The sequence below is a fragment of the Hydrogenophaga pseudoflava genome, assembly GCF_031020795.1.
Lineage (GTDB): Bacteria > Pseudomonadota > Gammaproteobacteria > Burkholderiales > Burkholderiaceae_C > Hydrogenophaga > Hydrogenophaga pseudoflava_A.
Map to the genome: position 1 here is coordinate 987,969 of NZ_JAVHJP010000001.1, position 17,703 is coordinate 1,005,671.

General features: G+C 70.6%; 14 protein-coding genes. 10 read left to right on the forward strand and 4 right to left on the reverse strand.

The annotated features are described in order from the left end of the window. Nucleotides 1-4: 4 nt before the first annotated feature. Nucleotides 5-583 carry a Holliday junction branch migration protein RuvA gene (gene ruvA / locus RCO38_RS04835; protein ID WP_308327150.1) on the reverse strand — a complete coding sequence of 193 codons (579 nt, stop codon included), beginning with the start codon at nucleotides 581-583 and terminating at the stop codon, nucleotides 5-7. Between the two features lie 37 nt (nucleotides 584-620). Between ruvA and RCO38_RS04840 the strand changes: the two genes are divergently transcribed. Beyond that, nucleotides 621-1,595, forward strand: coding sequence for a PhoH family protein (locus RCO38_RS04840; RefSeq protein ID WP_308327151.1), 975 nt, complete (start codon nucleotides 621-623; stop codon nucleotides 1,593-1,595). Between the two features lie 23 nt (nucleotides 1,596-1,618). Continuing rightward, entirely contained in the window at nucleotides 1,619-2,071 is a 453-nt protein-coding gene (gene ybeY / locus RCO38_RS04845; protein ID WP_308327152.1) for an rRNA maturation RNase YbeY, read from the forward strand. Here the strand turns inward: ybeY and RCO38_RS04850 are convergent, their stop codons facing one another. Genes RCO38_RS04850 through RCO38_RS04860 form a run of 3 tightly spaced genes read right to left on the reverse strand, consistent with a single transcriptional unit; the run spans nucleotide 2,072 to nucleotide 4,461 of the window. Further along, nucleotides 2,072-3,061: a chorismate transformation enzyme, FkbO/Hyg5 family gene (locus tag RCO38_RS04850; protein ID WP_308327153.1), complete on the reverse strand. Its 990-nt coding sequence runs from the start codon at nucleotides 3,059-3,061 to the stop codon at nucleotides 2,072-2,074. It lies immediately after the preceding gene. Between the two features lie 33 nt (nucleotides 3,062-3,094). Then, nucleotides 3,095-3,535 carry a D-aminoacyl-tRNA deacylase gene (dtd, locus tag RCO38_RS04855; protein ID WP_308327154.1) on the reverse strand — a complete coding sequence of 147 codons (441 nt, stop codon included), beginning with the start codon at nucleotides 3,533-3,535 and terminating at the stop codon, nucleotides 3,095-3,097. Next, nucleotides 3,532-4,461 carry a cation diffusion facilitator family transporter gene (locus RCO38_RS04860; RefSeq protein ID WP_308327155.1) on the reverse strand — a complete coding sequence of 310 codons (930 nt, stop codon included), beginning with the start codon at nucleotides 4,459-4,461 and terminating at the stop codon, nucleotides 3,532-3,534. Before RCO38_RS04860 ends, dtd begins: the two co-directional genes overlap by 4 nt. A 109-nt stretch (nucleotides 4,462-4,570) precedes the next feature. On the opposite strand from RCO38_RS04860, the gene glgB reads away from it, so the two are divergent. The 8 genes from glgB to RCO38_RS04900 are packed head-to-tail and all read left to right on the forward strand — an operon-like array spanning nucleotide 4,571 to nucleotide 17,629. Continuing rightward, entirely contained in the window at nucleotides 4,571-6,466 is a 1,896-nt protein-coding gene (glgB, locus tag RCO38_RS04865; RefSeq protein WP_308327156.1) for a 1,4-alpha-glucan branching protein GlgB, read from the forward strand. Next, on the forward strand, nucleotides 6,463-8,649 hold the full coding sequence (glgX, locus tag RCO38_RS04870; protein WP_308327157.1) for a glycogen debranching protein GlgX: 2,187 nt from the start codon (nucleotides 6,463-6,465) through the stop codon (nucleotides 8,647-8,649). Before glgB ends, glgX begins: the two co-directional genes overlap by 4 nt. Next, a complete protein-coding gene (malQ, locus tag RCO38_RS04875) occupies nucleotides 8,646-10,157 on the forward strand; it encodes a 4-alpha-glucanotransferase (RefSeq protein WP_308327158.1) in 1,512 nt (503 codons plus the stop codon). The genes glgX and malQ overlap by 4 nt, the downstream gene beginning before the upstream one ends. 35 nt (nucleotides 10,158-10,192) lie before the next feature. Beyond that, nucleotides 10,193-11,452: a glucose-1-phosphate adenylyltransferase gene (gene glgC, locus RCO38_RS04880; protein ID WP_308327159.1), complete on the forward strand. Its 1,260-nt coding sequence runs from the start codon at nucleotides 10,193-10,195 to the stop codon at nucleotides 11,450-11,452. A gap of 2 nt (nucleotides 11,453-11,454) precedes the next feature. Then, on the forward strand, nucleotides 11,455-12,978 hold the full coding sequence (glgA, locus tag RCO38_RS04885) for a glycogen synthase GlgA (RefSeq protein WP_308327332.1): 1,524 nt from the start codon (nucleotides 11,455-11,457) through the stop codon (nucleotides 12,976-12,978). A gap of 32 nt (nucleotides 12,979-13,010) precedes the next feature. After that, a complete protein-coding gene (locus RCO38_RS04890; protein ID WP_308327160.1) occupies nucleotides 13,011-15,491 on the forward strand; it encodes a glycogen/starch/alpha-glucan phosphorylase in 2,481 nt (826 codons plus the stop codon). A gap of 21 nt (nucleotides 15,492-15,512) precedes the next feature. Beyond that, entirely contained in the window at nucleotides 15,513-17,006 is a 1,494-nt protein-coding gene (locus RCO38_RS04895; RefSeq protein WP_308327161.1) for a sensor histidine kinase, read from the forward strand. Continuing rightward, nucleotides 17,003-17,629: a response regulator transcription factor gene (locus RCO38_RS04900; RefSeq protein WP_308327162.1), complete on the forward strand. Its 627-nt coding sequence runs from the start codon at nucleotides 17,003-17,005 to the stop codon at nucleotides 17,627-17,629. The genes RCO38_RS04895 and RCO38_RS04900 overlap by 4 nt, the downstream gene beginning before the upstream one ends. Nucleotides 17,630-17,703 lie beyond the last annotated feature (74 nt).

Here is a 17,703-nt window from a genome sequence, read left to right on the forward strand (position 1 = left end):
CTGCCTACTTCGCCAGCGACTTCAGCGCCAGCTTGATGCCCTCGCTCACCCCCACGCCCGCCGGCAGCGCCTTGAGCGCCGCCGCCGCGTCCTTTTCGCTGTAGCCCAGGGCCATCAGTGCCTGCTGGATGTCGCTGGCCGCATCGCCGACGGCGGTGGCCGCGCCCGGCAGCGGCAGGTCGGCACCCAGCTTGCCCTTGAGTTCGAGCAGCAGGCGCTCGGCGGTCTTCTTGCCGATGCCCGGCACCTTGACGATGCGGCCGGCTTCCTGCGCCGTCACCGCCTGCGCCAGCTCGGCCACCGAAAGACCCGAGAGCACCGAAAGCGCAGTGCGCGGGCCGATGCCTGAAATCTTGACCAGTTGTCTGAACGCCTCGCGCTCGGCCGCAGAGCCGAAGCCGTAAAGGATCTGCGCGTCCTCGCGCACCACGAAGTGCGTCAGCAGCGACACCTTCTCACCCGCCGCCGGCAGGTTGTAGAAGGTGCTCATGGGCACGTCGACCTCGTAGCCCACGCCATGGCAGTCGATCAGGATCTGGGGCGGGTTCTTTTCCAGCAGCGTGCCGGTCAGCTTGCCTATCATTGGGGGCCTTTCACCAATCAGCCCGGGATTATCTGTTTTGATCCTCCGCCACACCTTCTCCCCGCCCGACAACCCGCGCATGGCCCACCTCTGCGGGCCCATGGACCGCCACATCCGCGCCATCGAGGCGGCGCTGCACGTCAAGGTGGCGCACCGTTTCGAGCAGTTCCGCATCGAAGGCCCCAAGGCCAAGGCGAACCAGGCGCTGGAGGTGCTGCAGGCGCTGTACGAGATGGCCAAGAAGCCCATCCCCGAAGAGAAGGTGCAACTCATGCTGGCCGGCGACACCGCGCTGCCGCCCGGCGGCGACGAGGCCACCACGATGCAGACCCGCCGTGGCGAGGTGCGCGGGCGCACGCCGAACCAGGCGCGCTACCTGGACAACATGGCCACGCACGACATCACCTTCGGCATCGGCCCGGCCGGCACCGGCAAGACCTACCTGGCGGTGGCCTGCGCGGTGGACGCGCTGGAACGCAGCGCGGTGCAGAAGATCGTGCTGACGCGCCCGGCGGTGGAGGCCGGCGAGAAGCTGGGCTTCCTGCCCGGCGACCTGGGCCAGAAGGTCGACCCCTACCTGCGCCCGCTGTACGACGCGCTCTACGACCTGATGGGTTTCGACAAGGTGCAGAAGGCCTTCGAGCGCCAGCAGATCGAGATCGCACCGCTGGCCTTCATGCGCGGGCGCACGCTCAACCACGCCTTCGTCATCCTCGACGAGGCACAGAACACCACGCCCGAGCAGATGAAGATGTTCCTCACCCGCATCGGTTTCGGCAGCAAGGCCGTGGTGACCGGTGACGTGAGCCAGATCGACCTGCCGGTGACCCAGCTCTCGGGCCTGATCGACGCCGAGCGTGTCTTGAAGCGCGTGACCGGCATCGCCTTCAACCGCCTGACCAGCGCCGACGTGGTGCGCCACCCGCTGGTGGCGCGCATCGTCGACGCCTACGACGCGCGCAGCCCGGGTGCGGCCGAGGCGCCCGCCCGCACCCGCCGCAAGTCCGCCTGACCCTCCCGCCCGACGCTCCGAACATGGCCCTGCCCGCCCTCTCCCTCTCGCTGCAGTTCGGCGACCTGAAAGACGCCGCGCGCCACCGCGCCGCGCTGCCCCGCCACACCGTGATGCGCTGCATCCGCCACGCGCTGGAGGCCGACGCCGAGATCACCGTGCGCATCGTCGACGCCGAGGAAGGCCAGGCGCTCAACCGCAGCTACCGCGGCAAGGACTACGCCACCAACGTGCTGACCTTCGACTACGCCACCGAGCCGGTGGTGATGGCCGACCTGGTGCTGTGCGCGCCGGTGGTGGCGAAAGAGGCCAAGGAACAGAAGAAGGCCCTGGCCGCCCACTACGCGCACCTGCTGGTGCACGGCACCCTGCACGCCCAGGGCTGGGACCACGAGACCGGCGAAGCGGACGCCGAGGCGATGGAGGCGCGCGAGATTGAAATCCTCGCGGGTCTGGGCATCAAGAGCCCGTACTGATCAGCGGACGCTCTGCCCTTCGATCTCGACCAGCAGGTCGCTTCGGCAGACGTCGGCCAGCACATACGTCACCGGCGCATCGCCCAGGCGCTGCGCAACCACCTCGCGCACGGCATCGAGATCGGCCGCATGGCGCACATAGGCGCGGTAGCCCAGGTCGCCCAGCGCGAACGCGCCGCTGCGGGATTTCAAGGAAGCCTGCGCCAGCACCGCCGCAATGTTGTCCAGGCTCTCCGCGGTCTGCGCCCGCACATCGCCCGGGTGCACCGTTTCATGCCCGACGATGCTGGCCGTGCCCGAGACGAACAGGATTTCCTGGCCCGGCGGGTGCACCAGCGCCGCGCGCGAAAAGGTCGGGCTGCGCGGGCCGTAGCGGTCCGGGTAGAGAAAGGCGCTGACCTGGCGCGGGTTCTCGACCGGCACGATGGGCGTCGGCCCGGCGAGAAAGGCCACCGTGAGCGGGCCGGACGCCACGCCCAGCGCGCAGGCCGCCGGCACGCGGCCCACCACACTGCGTGCACCGGCCTCGAAGGCATCGCCGCGGCCCATGTTGAACTGCCGGTAGCGCTCCAGACCGTCGGCTTCGCCGTTGATGTCGGCCATGTAGTTCCACAGCCGCCACAGGTGCGGCAGGCCCTCGGCGTCGAGCAGGCGGAAGATGCGCGCATAGACCTCAAAGGCCGCCTGCTGCATGGGGCTGCGGCCCGGTTCGGGCAACACGCCGGCCTCCGCCACATCGACCACGCCGAACAGCAGGTCGCCGCTGCGGCGCCAGGCCACGCCCTCGTGCGCGCCGGCCTGCATCGGAGCGCCCTCCGGCACCACCCAGCACTCCAGCAGCGCCTCACCGCCGTGCAGCACCGGGGTCGACAGGTTCTGCAGCGGCCAGGCCGCCGGTGGTGGTGAGCCGGTACCGACGTGAAAGCCGCCGAGCACACGCCCGGCCGGCAGCGACGACAAGGAACAGGAGGTCAGGAGCGACAGGCTCATTCGGTCAACAGCATGGAAACGGGAAGGACGCGCTCAGCTCATGCGCATCGGGATGGTGACCGGGCCGTCGTTGACCAGGTGCACCTGCATGTCGGCGCCGAAGCGCCCGGTGGCGACGGTCGGGTGCTGCGCACGGGCCAGCGCCACGAAGCGGTCGTACAGCGCCTCGCCCAGGGCCGGCGGCGCCGCACCGGTGAAGCCCGGCCGGTTGCCGCCCGAGGTGTCTGCGGCCAGGGTGAACTGGCTGACGACCAGCAGACCGCCGCCCACGTCCAGCACGCTGCGGTTCATCTTGCCGGCCTCGTCGGCAAAGACACGCAGCTTCAGTATCTTGGACAGCAGCTTCTGGCCCACGGCCTCGGTGTCGGCGGGCTCGGCGCACACCAGCACCAGCAGGCCATGGCCGATCTGGCCCACGGTCTCGCCCGCGATCTCGACGCGGGCTTCGCTCACCCGCTGCAGCAATGCGATCATTTCAGGTCCGCCTCATCGTAGAAATGTGCCTCCACGTCCGAGGGCAGCAGCTGGATGCTGGCGCGCAGCCCCGGCACCGCACTCATCAGCGCCTGCTCGACACTGGTTCGCACGGCCGCGGCGCGGCCCAGGGTCCAGCCCGAAGGCATGTGCATGTGCAGGTCCACGAAGCGCCGCTGGCCCGCCTTGCGGGTGCTGACGTGGTCGAAGCGGATGATCTCGGTGTCGCCACGCTTGTGGGCAAACCCGGCCAGGGTCTGTTCGATGGTGGCCATCACCTCGGGCTCGACCGCCTCGTCCATCAGGCCCTGGGTCGAGCGCCAGATCAGGTGAAAGCCTTCCTTGAGAATGTTCAGTGCCACACCGATGGCCACCACCGGGTCCAGCCACAGCCAGCCCGTGACCTGCACCAGCGCAATGCCCGCCACCACGCCGGCCGAGGTCCAGACGTCGGTCACCAGGTGCCTGGCGTCGGCCTCCAGCGCGATCGAGCGGTGCTCCTTTGCCGCGCGGAACATCACCCAGGCCAGCAGGCCGTTGAGCGCCGAACTGGCCACCGACAGGGCCAGACCCCAGCCCACCTGTTCCAGCGGCTGCGGGTCGAGCAGGCGCTGACCGGCGGTCCAGACAATGCCCAGCGCGGCGACGATGATCAGAATGCCCTCGAAACCCGAAGAGAAGTACTCGGCCTTGTGGTGCCCATAGGGATGGTCGTCGTCGGCGGGTCGGGCTGCGATGGTGACCATGACCAGGCCGAACACGGCACTGGCCAGGTTCACCAGCGACTCCATGGCATCCGACAGCAGGCCGACCGAGTCGGTGACCCACCAGGCCAGGGTCTTGAGGGCAATGGTGATCGTGGCCACCACCACCGAGGCCATGAGCAGGCGGCGGGGGGTGAGCCATGACGAAACGGAGGAACTCATGGCCCGATTGTCGCCCGGTGATCCGATGAAACTTCGGACCCCGAAACGTGTAATTTTGTAACCCCTCGGTACCCGTTCGGTGCCAGAATGCCCCGAGAGCGAGACAAGCATGAACCACCCTACGCCCGCTGACGACACGTTCTGGATAGGCCCCACCGACGCCTGGCTGCTGGCCGAGGGCAAGCATCTGCGGCCCTGGCAGAAGCTCGGCGCCCACCCCACCACCCTGGGCGGCCAGACCGGCGTGGCCTTCGCCGTCTGGGCGCCGGCCGCACGCTGGGTCGGGCTCCGCGGCGACTTCAACGGCTGGCAGCCGCAGGCCATGCGCCACCGGCCGGAATGCGGCGTGTGGGAGCTGTTCGTGCCCGGCGCGGGTGTGGGCGCCTGGTACAAGTTCCAGGTCGAGGGTGCCGACGGCCGCACCGTCCTGAAGACCGACCCGTGTGCGCGCGAGACCGAACTGCCGCCCGGCAACGCGGCCCGGGTCTGCGAACCGCTGCGCACCGCGCCCCCGCCGACCGGACCACACCAGCGGCCGGCGGCGCCGATGGCAATCTACGAAGTCCACGCCGGCTCCTGGAAGCGGCCCGGCGGCTGGAACGTCATGCCCACCTGGGACGATCTGGCGCAACACCTGGTGCCCTACGCCGCCGGCCTGGGCTTCACCCACCTGGAGCTGCTGCCGGTCAGCGAGCACCCGTTCTACGCCTCCTGGGGCTACCAGCCCACCGGCCTCTACGCACCCACCGCGCGCTACGGCCGGCCCGACGGTTTCCGGCGCTTCGTCGACGCTGCGCACGCCGCCGGCCTGAAGATCATCCTCGACTGGGTGCCGGCGCACTTCCCGGCCGACGAACACGCGCTGGCCCGCTTCGACGGCACCGCGCTCTACGAACACGCCGACCCGCGCGAGGGCTTCCACCGCGACTGGAACACCCTCATCTACAACTTCGGCCGCCACGAGGTGAAGAACTTCCTGGTCGGCAACGCGCTGTACTGGATCGAGGAATACGGCATCGACGGCCTGCGCGTGGACGCCGTGGCCTCCATGCTCTACCGAGACTACAGCCGGCCCGAAGGCGAGTGGGTGCCCAACAAGGACGGCGGGCGCGAGAACTACGAGGCCATCGCCTTCCTGCGCGAGGTGCACGAGGTGCTGCAGCGCGAGGCGCCGCAGGCCATGACCATCGCCGAAGAGTCGACCGCGTTCCCGCAGGTCACCGGCGCCGTGCGGCACGGCGGTCTGGGCTTCGACCACAAGTGGAACATGGGCTGGATGCACGACACCCTGGCCTACATGGCGCAGGACCCGGTGCACCGGCGCTGGCACCACCACCAGATGAGCTTCGCGATGATGTACGCCTACAGCGAGGACTACGTGCTGCCGCTCTCGCACGACGAGGTGGTGCACGGCAAGGGCTCGCTGCTGGCCAAGATGAGCGGCGACGCCTGGCAGAAGATGGCCAACCTGCGCGCGCTCTACGCCTGGATGTACGCCCACCCGGGCAAGAAGCTGCTGTTCATGGGCGCCGAGCTGGCGCAGCCCACCGAGTGGAACCACGACGCCGAGCTGCCCTGGCACCTGCTGGAGCAGCCGGCCCACGCCGGCGTGCAGAACCTGGTGCACGACCTCAACATGCTCTACCGCCGACAGCCGGCGCTGCACGCGCGCGACACCGACCCCGACAGCTTCCGCTGGCTGGTGGTCGACGACGCCGACCAGTCGGTGATGGCCTTCGTGCGCTTCGGGCGCACGCTGGAAGACACCCTGGTGGCGGTGGCCAACTTCACCCCGGTGGTGCGCCACGACTACCGCGTCGGCCTGCCGCACGACGGCGCCTGGACCGAGCGCCTGAACACCGATTCGAGCCACTACGGTGGCAGCAACGTGGGCAACCACGGCCGTGTGCAGGCGCAAGCCCAGCCCTTGCACGGCCAGGGCTGGTCGGCGCCGCTGACCCTGCCTCCGCTGGGCGTTCTCTGGCTGCAACCCGAGAAGACATGACACACGCGGCCACACCGGCGCTCGGCGCCCACCTCGTCCACCACAACGGCGCCGAGGGTGTGCGTTTCACCGTCTGGGCGCCCGAGGCGACGGCGGTGGAGGTGCAGCTGTTCGGTGCGCTCCGCGAGTCCACCGGCAGGGTGGTGCTGGGCGCGGTGGGCGATGGCCTCTGGTCGTGTTTTGTGCCCGGCCTCGGCGCCGGCCAGGCCTACGGCCTGCGCGCGCACGGCCCCTGGAACCCCGATACCGGACAGCGCTTCAACCCGGCGCGGCTGCTGATGGACCCCTGGGCGACAGGCTTGGTCGGCGACACCGCGCGGCTGGCGCTGCAGACCGGCCACGCGGTGGCCAACCCGCTGCAGCCGGGGGAACCCTGGGCGCAGCACCGGCCCGAAGCGGCGGACAACGCGGCGGCCATGCCCCGCTGCCTGGTGGTCGACACCGCCGCTGAACTGGCGGCCGGCGCTGCGGTCACGCCCGGTCCGAGCATCGCGCCCGAGCGCGTGGTGCTCTACGAGGCCCACGTCAAGGCCCTGACCCGGCTGCACCCCGAGATCCCGCCCTCGCTGCGCGGCACCTACGCCGGCCTGGCCCACCCCGCGGTGCTGGACCACCTGCGCCGCCTGGGCGTGACCACGGTCTGTCTGCTGCCGGTGCACGCCTTCATCAGCGAGCGCCACCTGCTCGCACGCGGCCTCACCAACCACTGGGGCTACAACACGCTCAATGCCTTCGCGCCGCACGCCGGCTACGCGGCCTGCACGGCCGGGCGCGACCCGGTGGACGCTGCCGAGGCGCAGGCGGTGCGCGACGAGTTCCGCGCCATGGTCGACGCCCTGCACCGGGCCGGCCTCGAGGTGGTGCTGGATGTGGTGTTCAACCACACCGCCGAAAGCGACCTCGACGGCCCCACGCTCTGCTGGCGCGGACTCGGCCAGAACCAGTGGTACGCCATGGGCGAGCGCGGTGTGCCGCACAACTTCAGCGGCACCGGCAACAGCCTGAACGTGAGCGAACCGCGCGTGCTGCAGTGGGTGATGGACAGCCTGCGCTGGTGGGTCGCGGCCTATGGCGTCGATGGCTTCCGCTTCGATCTGGCGGTGTCGCTGGGCCGTGTGGCGGCGCAGGGCCACCGTTTCGACCGCCACGCACCGCTGCTGACCGCGATGCAGCAGGACCCGCTGCTGCGCCGCGTGCGCCTGATCGCCGAACCCTGGGACATCGGCCCGGACGGACACCGCACCGGCGGTTTCGCGCCCGGCTGGCTCGAATGGAACGACGCCTTCCGAGACGGCGTGCGCGCCTTCTGGCTCGGCCACCCGGCCTCGCGCGGCGAACTCGCCACCCGTGTCTGCGGCAGCAGCGACCGGTTCCGCCACAGCGCCCGCACACCACTGGCCAGCGTGAACCTGCTCACCGCCCACGACGGCTTCAACCTGGCCGACCTGACCTCGTATGCCCGCAAGCACAACCGGGCCAACGGTGAAGACAACCGCGACGGCCACGGCCACAACCTCTCGGCCAACGGCGGCACCGAAGGGCCGACCGACCAGCCGGCCGTACTGCGGCGGCGCGGGCTCTGGCGCCGCGCCCTGCTGGCCACGCTGTTCTGCGCCCAGGGCACGCCGCAGCTGCTGGCCGGCGACGAGATCGGCCACAGCCAGCGCGGCAACAACAACGCCTACTGCCAGGACAACGCCCTGACCTGGCTGGACTGGCCGCACGCCGACCCGGCGCTCGCGACCTTCGTGGCCGGACTGACCGCCCTGCGCCGTGCCCACCCCGGCCTACGGCAGGCGCGCTGGTTCGACGGCCGTCCGCCCGCGGACGGCGCCGCGCCCGACATCGCCTGGTTCGACACCGACGGCGCACCGCTGAGCGCCGCCGCCTGGCGCAGCCACGACCACCGCACGCTGGCCGCCGTCGTCACAGTCGGCGAAGGCGTGCAGCCGCCGCGGGAGTCCCTGGTGGTGGTGTGGCACGCGGGCGAAGCCGCCGAACTGCAGCTGCCGCCGGGGCTCTGGGCGCTGCAGCTGGACAGCGCGCAGGCGCTGGTGGCGGGCGGCCCCGGCGCCCCGGCGGGCCCCCCGGTCGAGGGCCGGCTGGTGCTCAGCGAGCCGACGGTGTGCGTGCTGGTCCGGGCCTTGCATGGCCCGTCGAGCCCTTCCGATCCCGCTTCATGAACACCACCGTCCACCCCCTGCTCGCGCGCCGCACCAGCGGCGTGCTGCTGCACATCACCAGCCTGCCCGGCCCGCACGGCTGCGGCGACCTCGGCCCCGCCGCACGCCACTTCGTCGACTGGCTGGCCGCCGCCGGCCAGTCGCTCTGGCAGGTGCTGCCGCTCTCGCCTGCCGGTCCCGGCAACTCGCCCTACCAGAGCGTCTCGGCCTTCGCCGGCAACCCGCTGATGGTCGACCTCGACGACCTCGTGCGCCAGGGCTGGCTGCCCTGGACGCCGCGCCAGGGCTTCGACCACCACCGCTGCGACTTCGAGCGCGTCGCGCCCTGGCGCATGGCCTGCCTGCGCAAGGCCTGGAACGGCTTCGCCGAGCGCGCCAGCGATGTGTGCCGCGCCGCGCTCGCCGACTTCTGCACCGAACACGCGCACTGGCTCGACGACTACGCCCTGTTCATGGTGCTGGACGAGCGCTACGGCGGCCCCTGGTCGCGCTGGCCGCAGCCGCTGGCGCGGCGCGATCCGGCCGCGCTGGACGAGGTGCGCGCGCAGTCGGCGCACGCCCTGGGCTTCTGGCGCTTCGTGCAGTGGCGCTTCTGGGTGCAGTGGCAGGGCCTGCGCGACTACGCCCGCTCACAAGGCGTACAGATGGTCGGCGATGCGCCGATCTTCGTGGCCCACCACAGCGCCGACGTCTGGGCCCACGCCGACCAGTTCCTGCTGGACGAGCGCATGGAGCCGCACGTGGTGGCCGGTGTGCCGCCCGACTACTTCAGCCCCACCGGTCAGCGCTGGGGCAACCCGCTCTACAACTGGGACGCCATGGCGCACCACGGCTACCGCTGGTGGAAGGACCGGCTGGCGCACCAGTTCAGGCAGGTCGACATCGTGCGGCTGGACCATTTCCGCGGCTTCGAGGCGCACTGGGAGATCCCGGCCAGCGAGCCGACCGCGGTGGCTGGTCAGTGGCAACCGGGGCCGGGCCTGCATTTCTTCGACGCCATCACCGAAGACCTCGGCCCGCTGCCCATCATCGCGGAGGACCTGGGCCTGATCACGCCCGAGGTCACCGCGCTGCGCGAGGCCTGCGGCTTCCCGGGCATGCGCATCCTGCAGTTCGCCTTCGGCAGCGGCCCGAAGAACCCTTACCTGCCGCACAACCTGGAGCGCCACGCCGTGGCCTACACCGGCACCCACGACAACGAGACCACGGTGGGCTGGTGGGCCAGCGCACCGGCCGGTGAGCGCCACGCGGCGCTGGACTACCTGGGCCCCTGCATCGCCACCGAACCGCACTGGACCCTGGTGCGCGCGGCCTCGCAGTCGGTGGTCAACACCGTGGTGGTGCCGTTCCAGGACGTGCTCGGCCTGGACACCCGCCACCGCATGAACACGCCCGGCATGGCCACCGGCTGCTGGGAGTGGCGCTTCGAATGGAGCCAGGTCAACCACGAGCCGGCCGAGCGCCTGGCCGCCATGACCCGCGCGCACGGCCGCTGGCCTGAACACTGAACCCGCCCCCTGTTCCACAACATCCGGAGACACGCATGGACAAGACATCCCCCCAGCAACTGGCCCGCCGCACCATCGGACTGGTGCTCGCAGGGGGCCGCGGCTCGCGGCTCAAGGCCCTGACCGACCGGCGCACCAAGCCGGCGGTGTACTTCGGCGGCAAGTTCCGCATCATCGACTTCGCTCTGTCCAACTGCCTGAACTCCGGCGTGCGCCGCATCGGCGTGCTGACCCAGTACAAGTCGCACTCGCTGCTGCGCCACCTGCAGCGCGGCTGGAGCTTTTTGCGCAACGAGTTCAACGAGTTCATCGACCTGCTGCCCGCGCAGCAGCGCATCGACGAAGACAGCTGGTACCTGGGCACGGCCGACGCGGTCTACCAGAACCTGGACATCCTGCGTGCCCACAACCCGGAGTACATCCTCATCCTGGCCGGCGACCACATCTACAAGATGGACTACGCCGAGCTGATCGCCGACCACGTGGCCCAGGGCAAGAAGTGCACCGTGGCCTGCATCGAGGTGCCGATTGCCGAGGCCAGCGCCTTCGGCGTGATGGCCATCGACCCCATGCGCAACATCGTCGAGTTCGTCGAAAAGCCGGCCAACCCGCCGGCCATGCCCGGCAAGCCCGGGGTCTCGCTGGCCAGCATGGGCATCTACGTGTTCGATGCCCAGGCGCTGTTCGCCGCGCTGGAGAAGGACGCGGCCACACCCGGCTCCAGCCGCGACTTCGGCAAGGACGTGATCCCCGCCATGGTGGCCGAGGGCCAGGCGGTGGCGCACCCCTTCGGTATGTCCTGCGTCAAGAGCTCACCCGAGGCCCCGGCCTACTGGCGCGACGTCGGCACCGTGGAGGCCTACTGGGCCGCCAACCTGGACCTGACCAACACCATTCCCGAGCTGGACATGTACGACCGCGACTGGCCGATCTGGACCTACCAGGAGCAGCTGCCGCCGGCCAAGTTCGTGTTCAACGACGACGGCCGCCGCGGCATGGCGGTGGACTCCCTGGTCTCGGGCGGCTGCATCATCTCCGGCGGTTCGGTGAACCGCTCGGTGCTGTTCTCCAAGGTGCACATCCACTCCTACGCCGAGGTCGACGAGGCCGTGCTGCTGCCCGAGGTCGACGTGGGCCGCGGCTGCAAGCTGCGCAAGGTGGTCATCGACAACGGCTGTGTGATCCCGGAAGGCATGCAGATCGGATACGACGCGGACGAAGACGCCAGGCGCTTCTACCGCTCGGAGGGCGGCGTGGTGCTGGTGACGCGCGCGATGCTCGAGGCCCTGAAGTGAGCCTGCGCGTCCTCTACGTCTGCTCCGAGGTGTTTCCGCTGCTCAAGACCGGCGGTCTCGCCGACGTGAGCGCGGGCCTGCCGCCGGCCCTGGCGGCGCAGGGCGCGGACGTTCGCCTGCTGCTGCCGGCCTTCCCGTCCATCGTGGCGGGCGTCGTGCCCGAAGGGCCGAGCCTGCTGGTGCCCTCGGGCGACACCGTCGGTCTGCCGCCGGGCCTCGGCCCGCGGCCCGACACCGTGAACGGCCCCACGCCCTGGCTGCAGCACGGACGCATCGAGGCCAGCGGGCTGCCGGTGCTGCTGCTGCACGCGCCTGGCCTGTACGACCGCCCCGGCAACCCCTACCAGGACGCCGGCGGCAAGCCCTGGCCCGACGCGGCCGAACAGTTCGCCTGGCTGGGCTGGGCCGCCGCCCTGCTGGGCACCGGTCTGGACAGTGGCTGGGTGCCCGACGTGGTGCACGGCCACGACTGGCACACCGGCCTGGCCTTCGCCTACCTGAACCGCCTGGTGGCCGCCGGCCACCGCCGCCCCGCCACGGTCTTCACCGTGCACAACCTGGCCTACCAGGGCGTGTTCGGCCCGCAGGTCCGCGCCCGCCTGGGCCTGCCCGATGCGCTGTTCCACCTGCACGGTCTGGAGTTCCACGGCCAGGTCTCGTTCATGAAAGCCGGCCTGCAGTTTGCCGACGCCCTCACCACGGTCAGCCCGACCTACGCGCGCGAGATCACCGGCGAGGAGCAGGGTTGCGGCCTGGACGGCGTGCTGCGCGAACGGCGCGACCGCCTGCACGGCATCCTCAACGGCGTCGACGACGCGGTCTGGGACCCGGCCAACGATGCGCTGGTGCAGCCCGGCTACAGCGCCGAGGACCTGCGCGGCAAGGCCGCCGCCAAGGTGCGGCTGCAGCAGCGCCTCGGCCTGCAGGAAAGCCCCGACGCGCTGTTGTTCTGCGTGGTCAGCCGCCTGACCGAGCAGAAGGGCCTGCACCTGCTGCCCGGCGTGGTCGACGAACTGGTGCACCGCGGCGGCCAGCTCGCCGTGCTGGGCGCGGGAGACCCGCTGATCGAACAGGCGCTGCAGCATGCGGCGCAGCGCCACCCGGGCGCGGTCGGCCTGCACATCGGCTACGACGAAGCGCTGGCCCACACCCTGATCGCGGGCAGCGACGTGATCCTCGTGCCCTCGCGCTTCGAACCCTGCGGCCTGACCCAGCTCTACGGCCTGCGCTACGGCACGCTGCCGCTGGTCCGCGCCGTGGGCGGCCTGGTCGACACGGTCACCGACAGCAGCCTGGAAAACATCGACGACGGCCGCGCCAGCGGTTTCGTCTTCCACGGGCTGACCGAGGCCGAGCTGCGCGCGGCGATCCGCCGCGCCTTCGCCCTGCGCCGCCGCGAGGCCGACTGGCGCACCGTGCAGCGCCACGCCATGTCGCTGCGCTTTGACTGGGCGCGCGCCGCCACCGACACCCTCAAGGTGTATGCCCAGGCCCGTACCGACGCCACTGGCACGGCATCTGCTTGATCCGAACACCCCTCGCACTGCAACGCACCGACATGCCCAACACGCTCCTGCCCTCCACCGTCGGCACCGCCACCGCCGCCTTCGAATACGACCAGCTGGAAAACAGTGTCGCGGCGCTGCGCAAGTCGATCGCCAACCGGCTGGTCTACGCCGTCGGCAAGGACCTGCGCTCGGCCACCCGGCGCGACTGGCTGTTCGCCCTGTTCCACGCCGTGCGCGACCGCATGATGCACCGCTGGCGCGAGACGCTGGCGGTCTCGCAGGACAGCGACGCCAAGCGCGTGTACTACCTCTCGATGGAGTTCCTGACCGGCCGCGCGCTCACCAACGCCCTGCTCTCGGTCGGCATCTACGACGACGCCAGGGAGGCCTGCACCCAGCTGGGCGCCGACTTCGATGCCCTGATCGACCTGGAAACCGACGCTGGTCTGGGCAACGGCGGCCTGGGCCGCCTGGCGGCCTGCTTCCTCGATTCGATGGCCACGGTCGGCCTGCCGGGCATGGGCTACGGCATCCGCTACGACTTCGGCATGTTCGCGCAGAAGATCGTCGACGGCCGCCAGGTCGAGGAGCCGGACTACTGGATGGTCAACGGCAACCCCTGGGAATTCATGCGACCCGAGTTCAGCTACGAGGTGCAGTTCGGCGGCCGCCTGGTGCAGGAGGGCGACCACGTGCGCTGGGTCGACACCGACGACGTGATCGCCACCGCGTACGACACCGGCGTGCCCGGCCACGAACTCAGCAGCGTCTCCACGCTGCGCCTGTGGACCGCGCGCGCCACCAGCGGCATCAACCTCGACGCCTTCAACAAGGGCGACTACATGCGCGCCGTGGAGGCCAAGAACCAGTCGGAGAACGTCTCACGCGTGCTCTACCCCGACGACTCCACCGAGCACGGCAAGGAATTGCGCCTGCGCCAGGAGTACTTCTTCGTCAGCGCCTCGCTGCAGGACATCCTGCGCCGCTACCTCAAGAGCCACGGCAGCTTCGATCAACTGGCCGACAAGGTCGCGATCCACCTGAACGACACCCACCCCGCGCTGGCCGTGCCCGAGCTGATGCGCCTGCTGGTGGACGAGCACCAGCTCGAATGGGACGCAGCCTGGGACCTGTGCCAGCGCATCTTCAGCTACACCAACCACACCCTCATGAGCGAAGCGCTGGAGACCTGGCCGGTGGACCTGATGGGCCGGCTGCTGCCACGCCACCTGCGCATCATCTACGACCTCAACGCGCGCTTCCTGGCCGAGGTGCACGACCGCTTCCCGAACGAGAACGACCTGCTGCGCCGCGTCTCCCTGATCGACGAGCACGGCCAGCGCCGCGTGCGCATGGCCTACCTCTCGGTGCTGGCCAGCCACAAGGTCAACGGCGTCTCGGCCCTGCACAGCGACCTGATGGTCAAGACCATCTTCGCCGACTTCGCACGCCTGTGGCCCGAGCGCTTCAACAACAAGACCAACGGCATCACGCCACGGCGCTGGCTGTCGCAGGCCAACCGGCCGCTGTCGGCACTGATCGACGCGCGCATCGGCACCACCTGGCGCCGGAACCTGGATGAGCTGGCGCAGCTGCGGCCGCTGGCCGACGACCTGGAGTTCCAGAGCGCCTTCCGCCTGGCCAAGACCCAGAACAAGAAGCGCCTGGCCGAACGCATCGCGCAAGAGACCGGCATCGTCGTCAGCACCGACAGCCTGTTCGATGTGCAGATCAAGCGCATGCACGAGTACAAGCGCCAGCTGCTCAACCTGCTGCACGTGGTCACGCGCTACCAGCAGATCCTCGCCCGCCCGAACCACAACTGGGTGCCGCGCACCGTGGTCTTCGGCGGCAAGGCGGCCTCGGCCTACTACATGGCCAAGCTGGTCATCAAGCTGATCAACGACGTCGCGCGCGTGGTCAACCACGACAAGCGCGTCGGCGACAGGCTCAAGGTGGTGTTCCTGCCGAACTACCGCGTCTCGCTGGCCGAGGTGATCATCCCGGCCGCCGACCTGTCGGAGCAGATCTCGACCGCCGGCACCGAGGCCTCGGGCACCGGCAACATGAAGTTCGCGCTCAACGGCGCGCTGACGATTGGCACCTGGGACGGCGCCAACATCGAGATCGCCGAGAACGTGGGGCTGGAGAACATCTTCATCTTCGGCCACCGCACCGAACAGGTGGCGGCCCTGCGCGCCAGCGGCTACAACCCGCGCCGCTACTACGACCACAACTACGACCTCAAGACCGCCATCGACCGCATCGCCGAAGGCGCCTTCAGCCCCGAGCAGCCCAACCGTTTCCACGACATCACGCGCACCCTGCTGGAGTCGGACTACTACCTGCTGCTGGCCGACTACGCCGACTACGTCGCCACCCAGCACAAGGTCGACGAGCTCTACCGCCGCCCGGGCGAGTGGGCGCGCCAGGCGATCCTCAACGTGGCGGGCATGGGCATGTTCTCGTCCGACCGCACGATCCGCGAGTACGCCGACGAGATCTGGAACGTCAAACCGCTCTTTGACTGAGGCCATGACAGAATCCGCCGCATGCGGACGAGCGGCGGATCGGTGCGGTGGTGGTGGCTTGGCGGCGCGGTGCTCGCCGCCGCCGGCGCGGTCGTGATCGCCCGCCAGGCCATCGACGACCAACGCGCCCTGTTCGAGACCGACGCCCGCATCGTGCACCGCCTGCTGAGCCAGCAGGTCGTGCAGCACGACGCCATCCTGGACACGCTCGCCCTCCTGCAACCCGCACCGGACACCAGCGGCGCCGCCGCGCCCGAGCAGCGCCTGCCGTCGCTGTACCCGCACATCCTCTCGGTGCAACGGCGCGAACGCGGCGCCGCCTGGTCCGACCCCGACCTGACTGCGGCGGAGCAGCGCTCGGCGCAGGACCGGCGGCCGGCCTTGGCCCGCCCGGACCTGGCCTCGGGCCGCTACCGGCTGGTGCTCGCCGCCCAGCCCACCGCCTACGCGCTCACCATCGACCTGCGTGGCATGGTGCCTTGGGACGAGTGGCCCATGCCGGCCGACAGCAGCCCGGTGCGCGTGCTGCTGGAACACGCGGGGCAGCGCCACGAACTGCAGCGCGGCGACCCGGCCGCACTGGCCGGCCCTGGCGGCTGGCGCTTCGAGTTCCACAAGCACCTGGCCGCCGCCAGCCAGCCCTTCGATGTGGTGGCCGAACGGCGGCTGGGCTGGTCGCAACTGCCCTGGGGCCTGATGGGGGCGTGGTCGGCCCTGGTCGCCACCGCGTTGACCCTGGGCGCCCAGTGGCAGCGCCAGCGCACTGCGCGGCAGCGCGCCGAAGAACTGCTGCGCCTGGGCCAGGTGGCGCGCCTGAACACGCTGGGCGAACTCGCCGCCGGCATGGCGCACGAGCTCAACCAGCCGCTGACTGCGGTGCTCGCCAACACGCAGGCCGCGCAACGCCTGCTGGCCGAGGACCCGCCCGAACTGGACACGGCGCGCCAGGCCATGGCGCAGGCGGTGGACCAGTCGCGCCGCGCGGCCGAGGTGGTGGGCCGTCTGCGGCGCACCGTGGAGCGGCCCGGCACGCCGGACGGTGTGTCGTCCGCGCTGCTCCCGCTGGACCTGGGCGAGGCGGCGCGGCGGGCGGTCCACCTGCTTGAACCGGAATGCCGCCGGCGCGGCGTGGCGCCGCAGGTGCAGGCCGATGCCGTGGTGGCGGTGACCGGCGACCCGGTGGCCGTCGACCAGATCGTGCACAACCTGCTGATGAACGCGCTGCAGGCGATGGACGCGGTGGACCCGGCCACCCGCGCGCTCACGCTGACCACCCGTCGCGAGGGCGGGATGGGCGAACTGGGTGTGGCGGACCGGGGCCCCGGCATCGCCGCCGAGGCCCTGCCGCGCCTGTTCGAGCCGTTCTTCTCCACCCGTGAAGGCGGGCTGGGCCTGGGCCTGTCGCTGTGCGAGACGCTGGCCCAGGGCATGGGCGGGTCGCTCGCCGCCACGAACCAGGCGGGCGGCGGCGCGGTGTTCACACTGCGCCTGCCGCTCTCCGGGGGCAACCCATGACCAGCCTCTCTCCCACCATCCACCTGATTGACGACGACGCGGCGGTGCGTGAAAGCCTCGCGCTGCTGATCGGCACCGTGGGCCTGCGGGTGACGACCTGGTCCGACCCGCAGGCCTTTCTCGACGGCTTCGACCGCGACGGCATCGGCGCCATCGTGCTGGACGTGCGCATGCCCGGCATCAGCGGCCTGACCGTGCTCGACACGCTGGTGGCGCAGGGCGTGGACCAGCCGGTGATCATGCTCACCGGACACGGCACGGTGGAGATGTGCCGCCGCGCGTTCAAGGCCGGCGCGGCCGAGTTCCTGGAGAAGCCGGTCAACGACGAGTTGCTGATCGAGGCGCTGCAGAACGCGGTGCGCCAGCACGTGCGCACCCGCGAGCGACACCAGGCCGACCGCGCGGCGCGCGAACGCTACGCGCAGCTCTCCGAGCGCGAACGCGAGGTGCTGGGTCTGATCGTCTCGGGCCTGACCAACAAGGAGATCGGCCGTGCGCTCGACCTCTCGCCGCGCACGGTGGAGACGCACCGCGCCAACCTGTTCGCCAAGCTGCAGGCCGAGTCGCTGGCGCAGCTGATCCGGCACTACGCGGCCCTGGTGGACGAGGCGTCCGCCGGTTGAGGCCCCGGGCGCCGGTGCCGCTCCGTAGTTCTACGGAGCCCGGCACGTAGCCGTCCGAATGGGCCGGCTGCCGC

Bases quoted from the DNA above. Each gene is read 5' to 3' on its own strand.
- ruvA (WP_308327150.1), bottom strand. From the start codon at position 583: ATGATAGGCAAGCTGACCGGCACGCTGCTGGAAAAGAACCCGCCCCAG.
- ybeY (WP_308327152.1), top strand. From the start codon at position 1,619: ATGGCCCTGCCCGCCCTCTCCCTCTCGCTGCAGTTCGGCGACCTGAAA.
- RCO38_RS04850 (WP_308327153.1), bottom strand. From the start codon at position 3,061: ATGAGCCTGTCGCTCCTGACCTCCTGTTCCTTGTCGTCGCTGCCGGCC.
- dtd (WP_308327154.1), bottom strand. From the start codon at position 3,535: ATGATCGCATTGCTGCAGCGGGTGAGCGAAGCCCGCGTCGAGATCGCG.
- RCO38_RS04860 (WP_308327155.1), bottom strand. From the start codon at position 4,461: ATGAGTTCCTCCGTTTCGTCATGGCTCACCCCCCGCCGCCTGCTCATG.
- glgB (WP_308327156.1), top strand. From the start codon at position 4,571: ATGAACCACCCTACGCCCGCTGACGACACGTTCTGGATAGGCCCCACC.
- glgX (WP_308327157.1), top strand. From the start codon at position 6,463: ATGACACACGCGGCCACACCGGCGCTCGGCGCCCACCTCGTCCACCAC.
- malQ (WP_308327158.1), top strand. From the start codon at position 8,646: ATGAACACCACCGTCCACCCCCTGCTCGCGCGCCGCACCAGCGGCGTG.
- glgC (WP_308327159.1), top strand. From the start codon at position 10,193: ATGGACAAGACATCCCCCCAGCAACTGGCCCGCCGCACCATCGGACTG.
- RCO38_RS04890 (WP_308327160.1), top strand. From the start codon at position 13,011: ATGCCCAACACGCTCCTGCCCTCCACCGTCGGCACCGCCACCGCCGCC.
- RCO38_RS04895 (WP_308327161.1), top strand. From the start codon at position 15,513: ATGCGGACGAGCGGCGGATCGGTGCGGTGGTGGTGGCTTGGCGGCGCG.
- RCO38_RS04900 (WP_308327162.1), top strand. From the start codon at position 17,003: ATGACCAGCCTCTCTCCCACCATCCACCTGATTGACGACGACGCGGCG.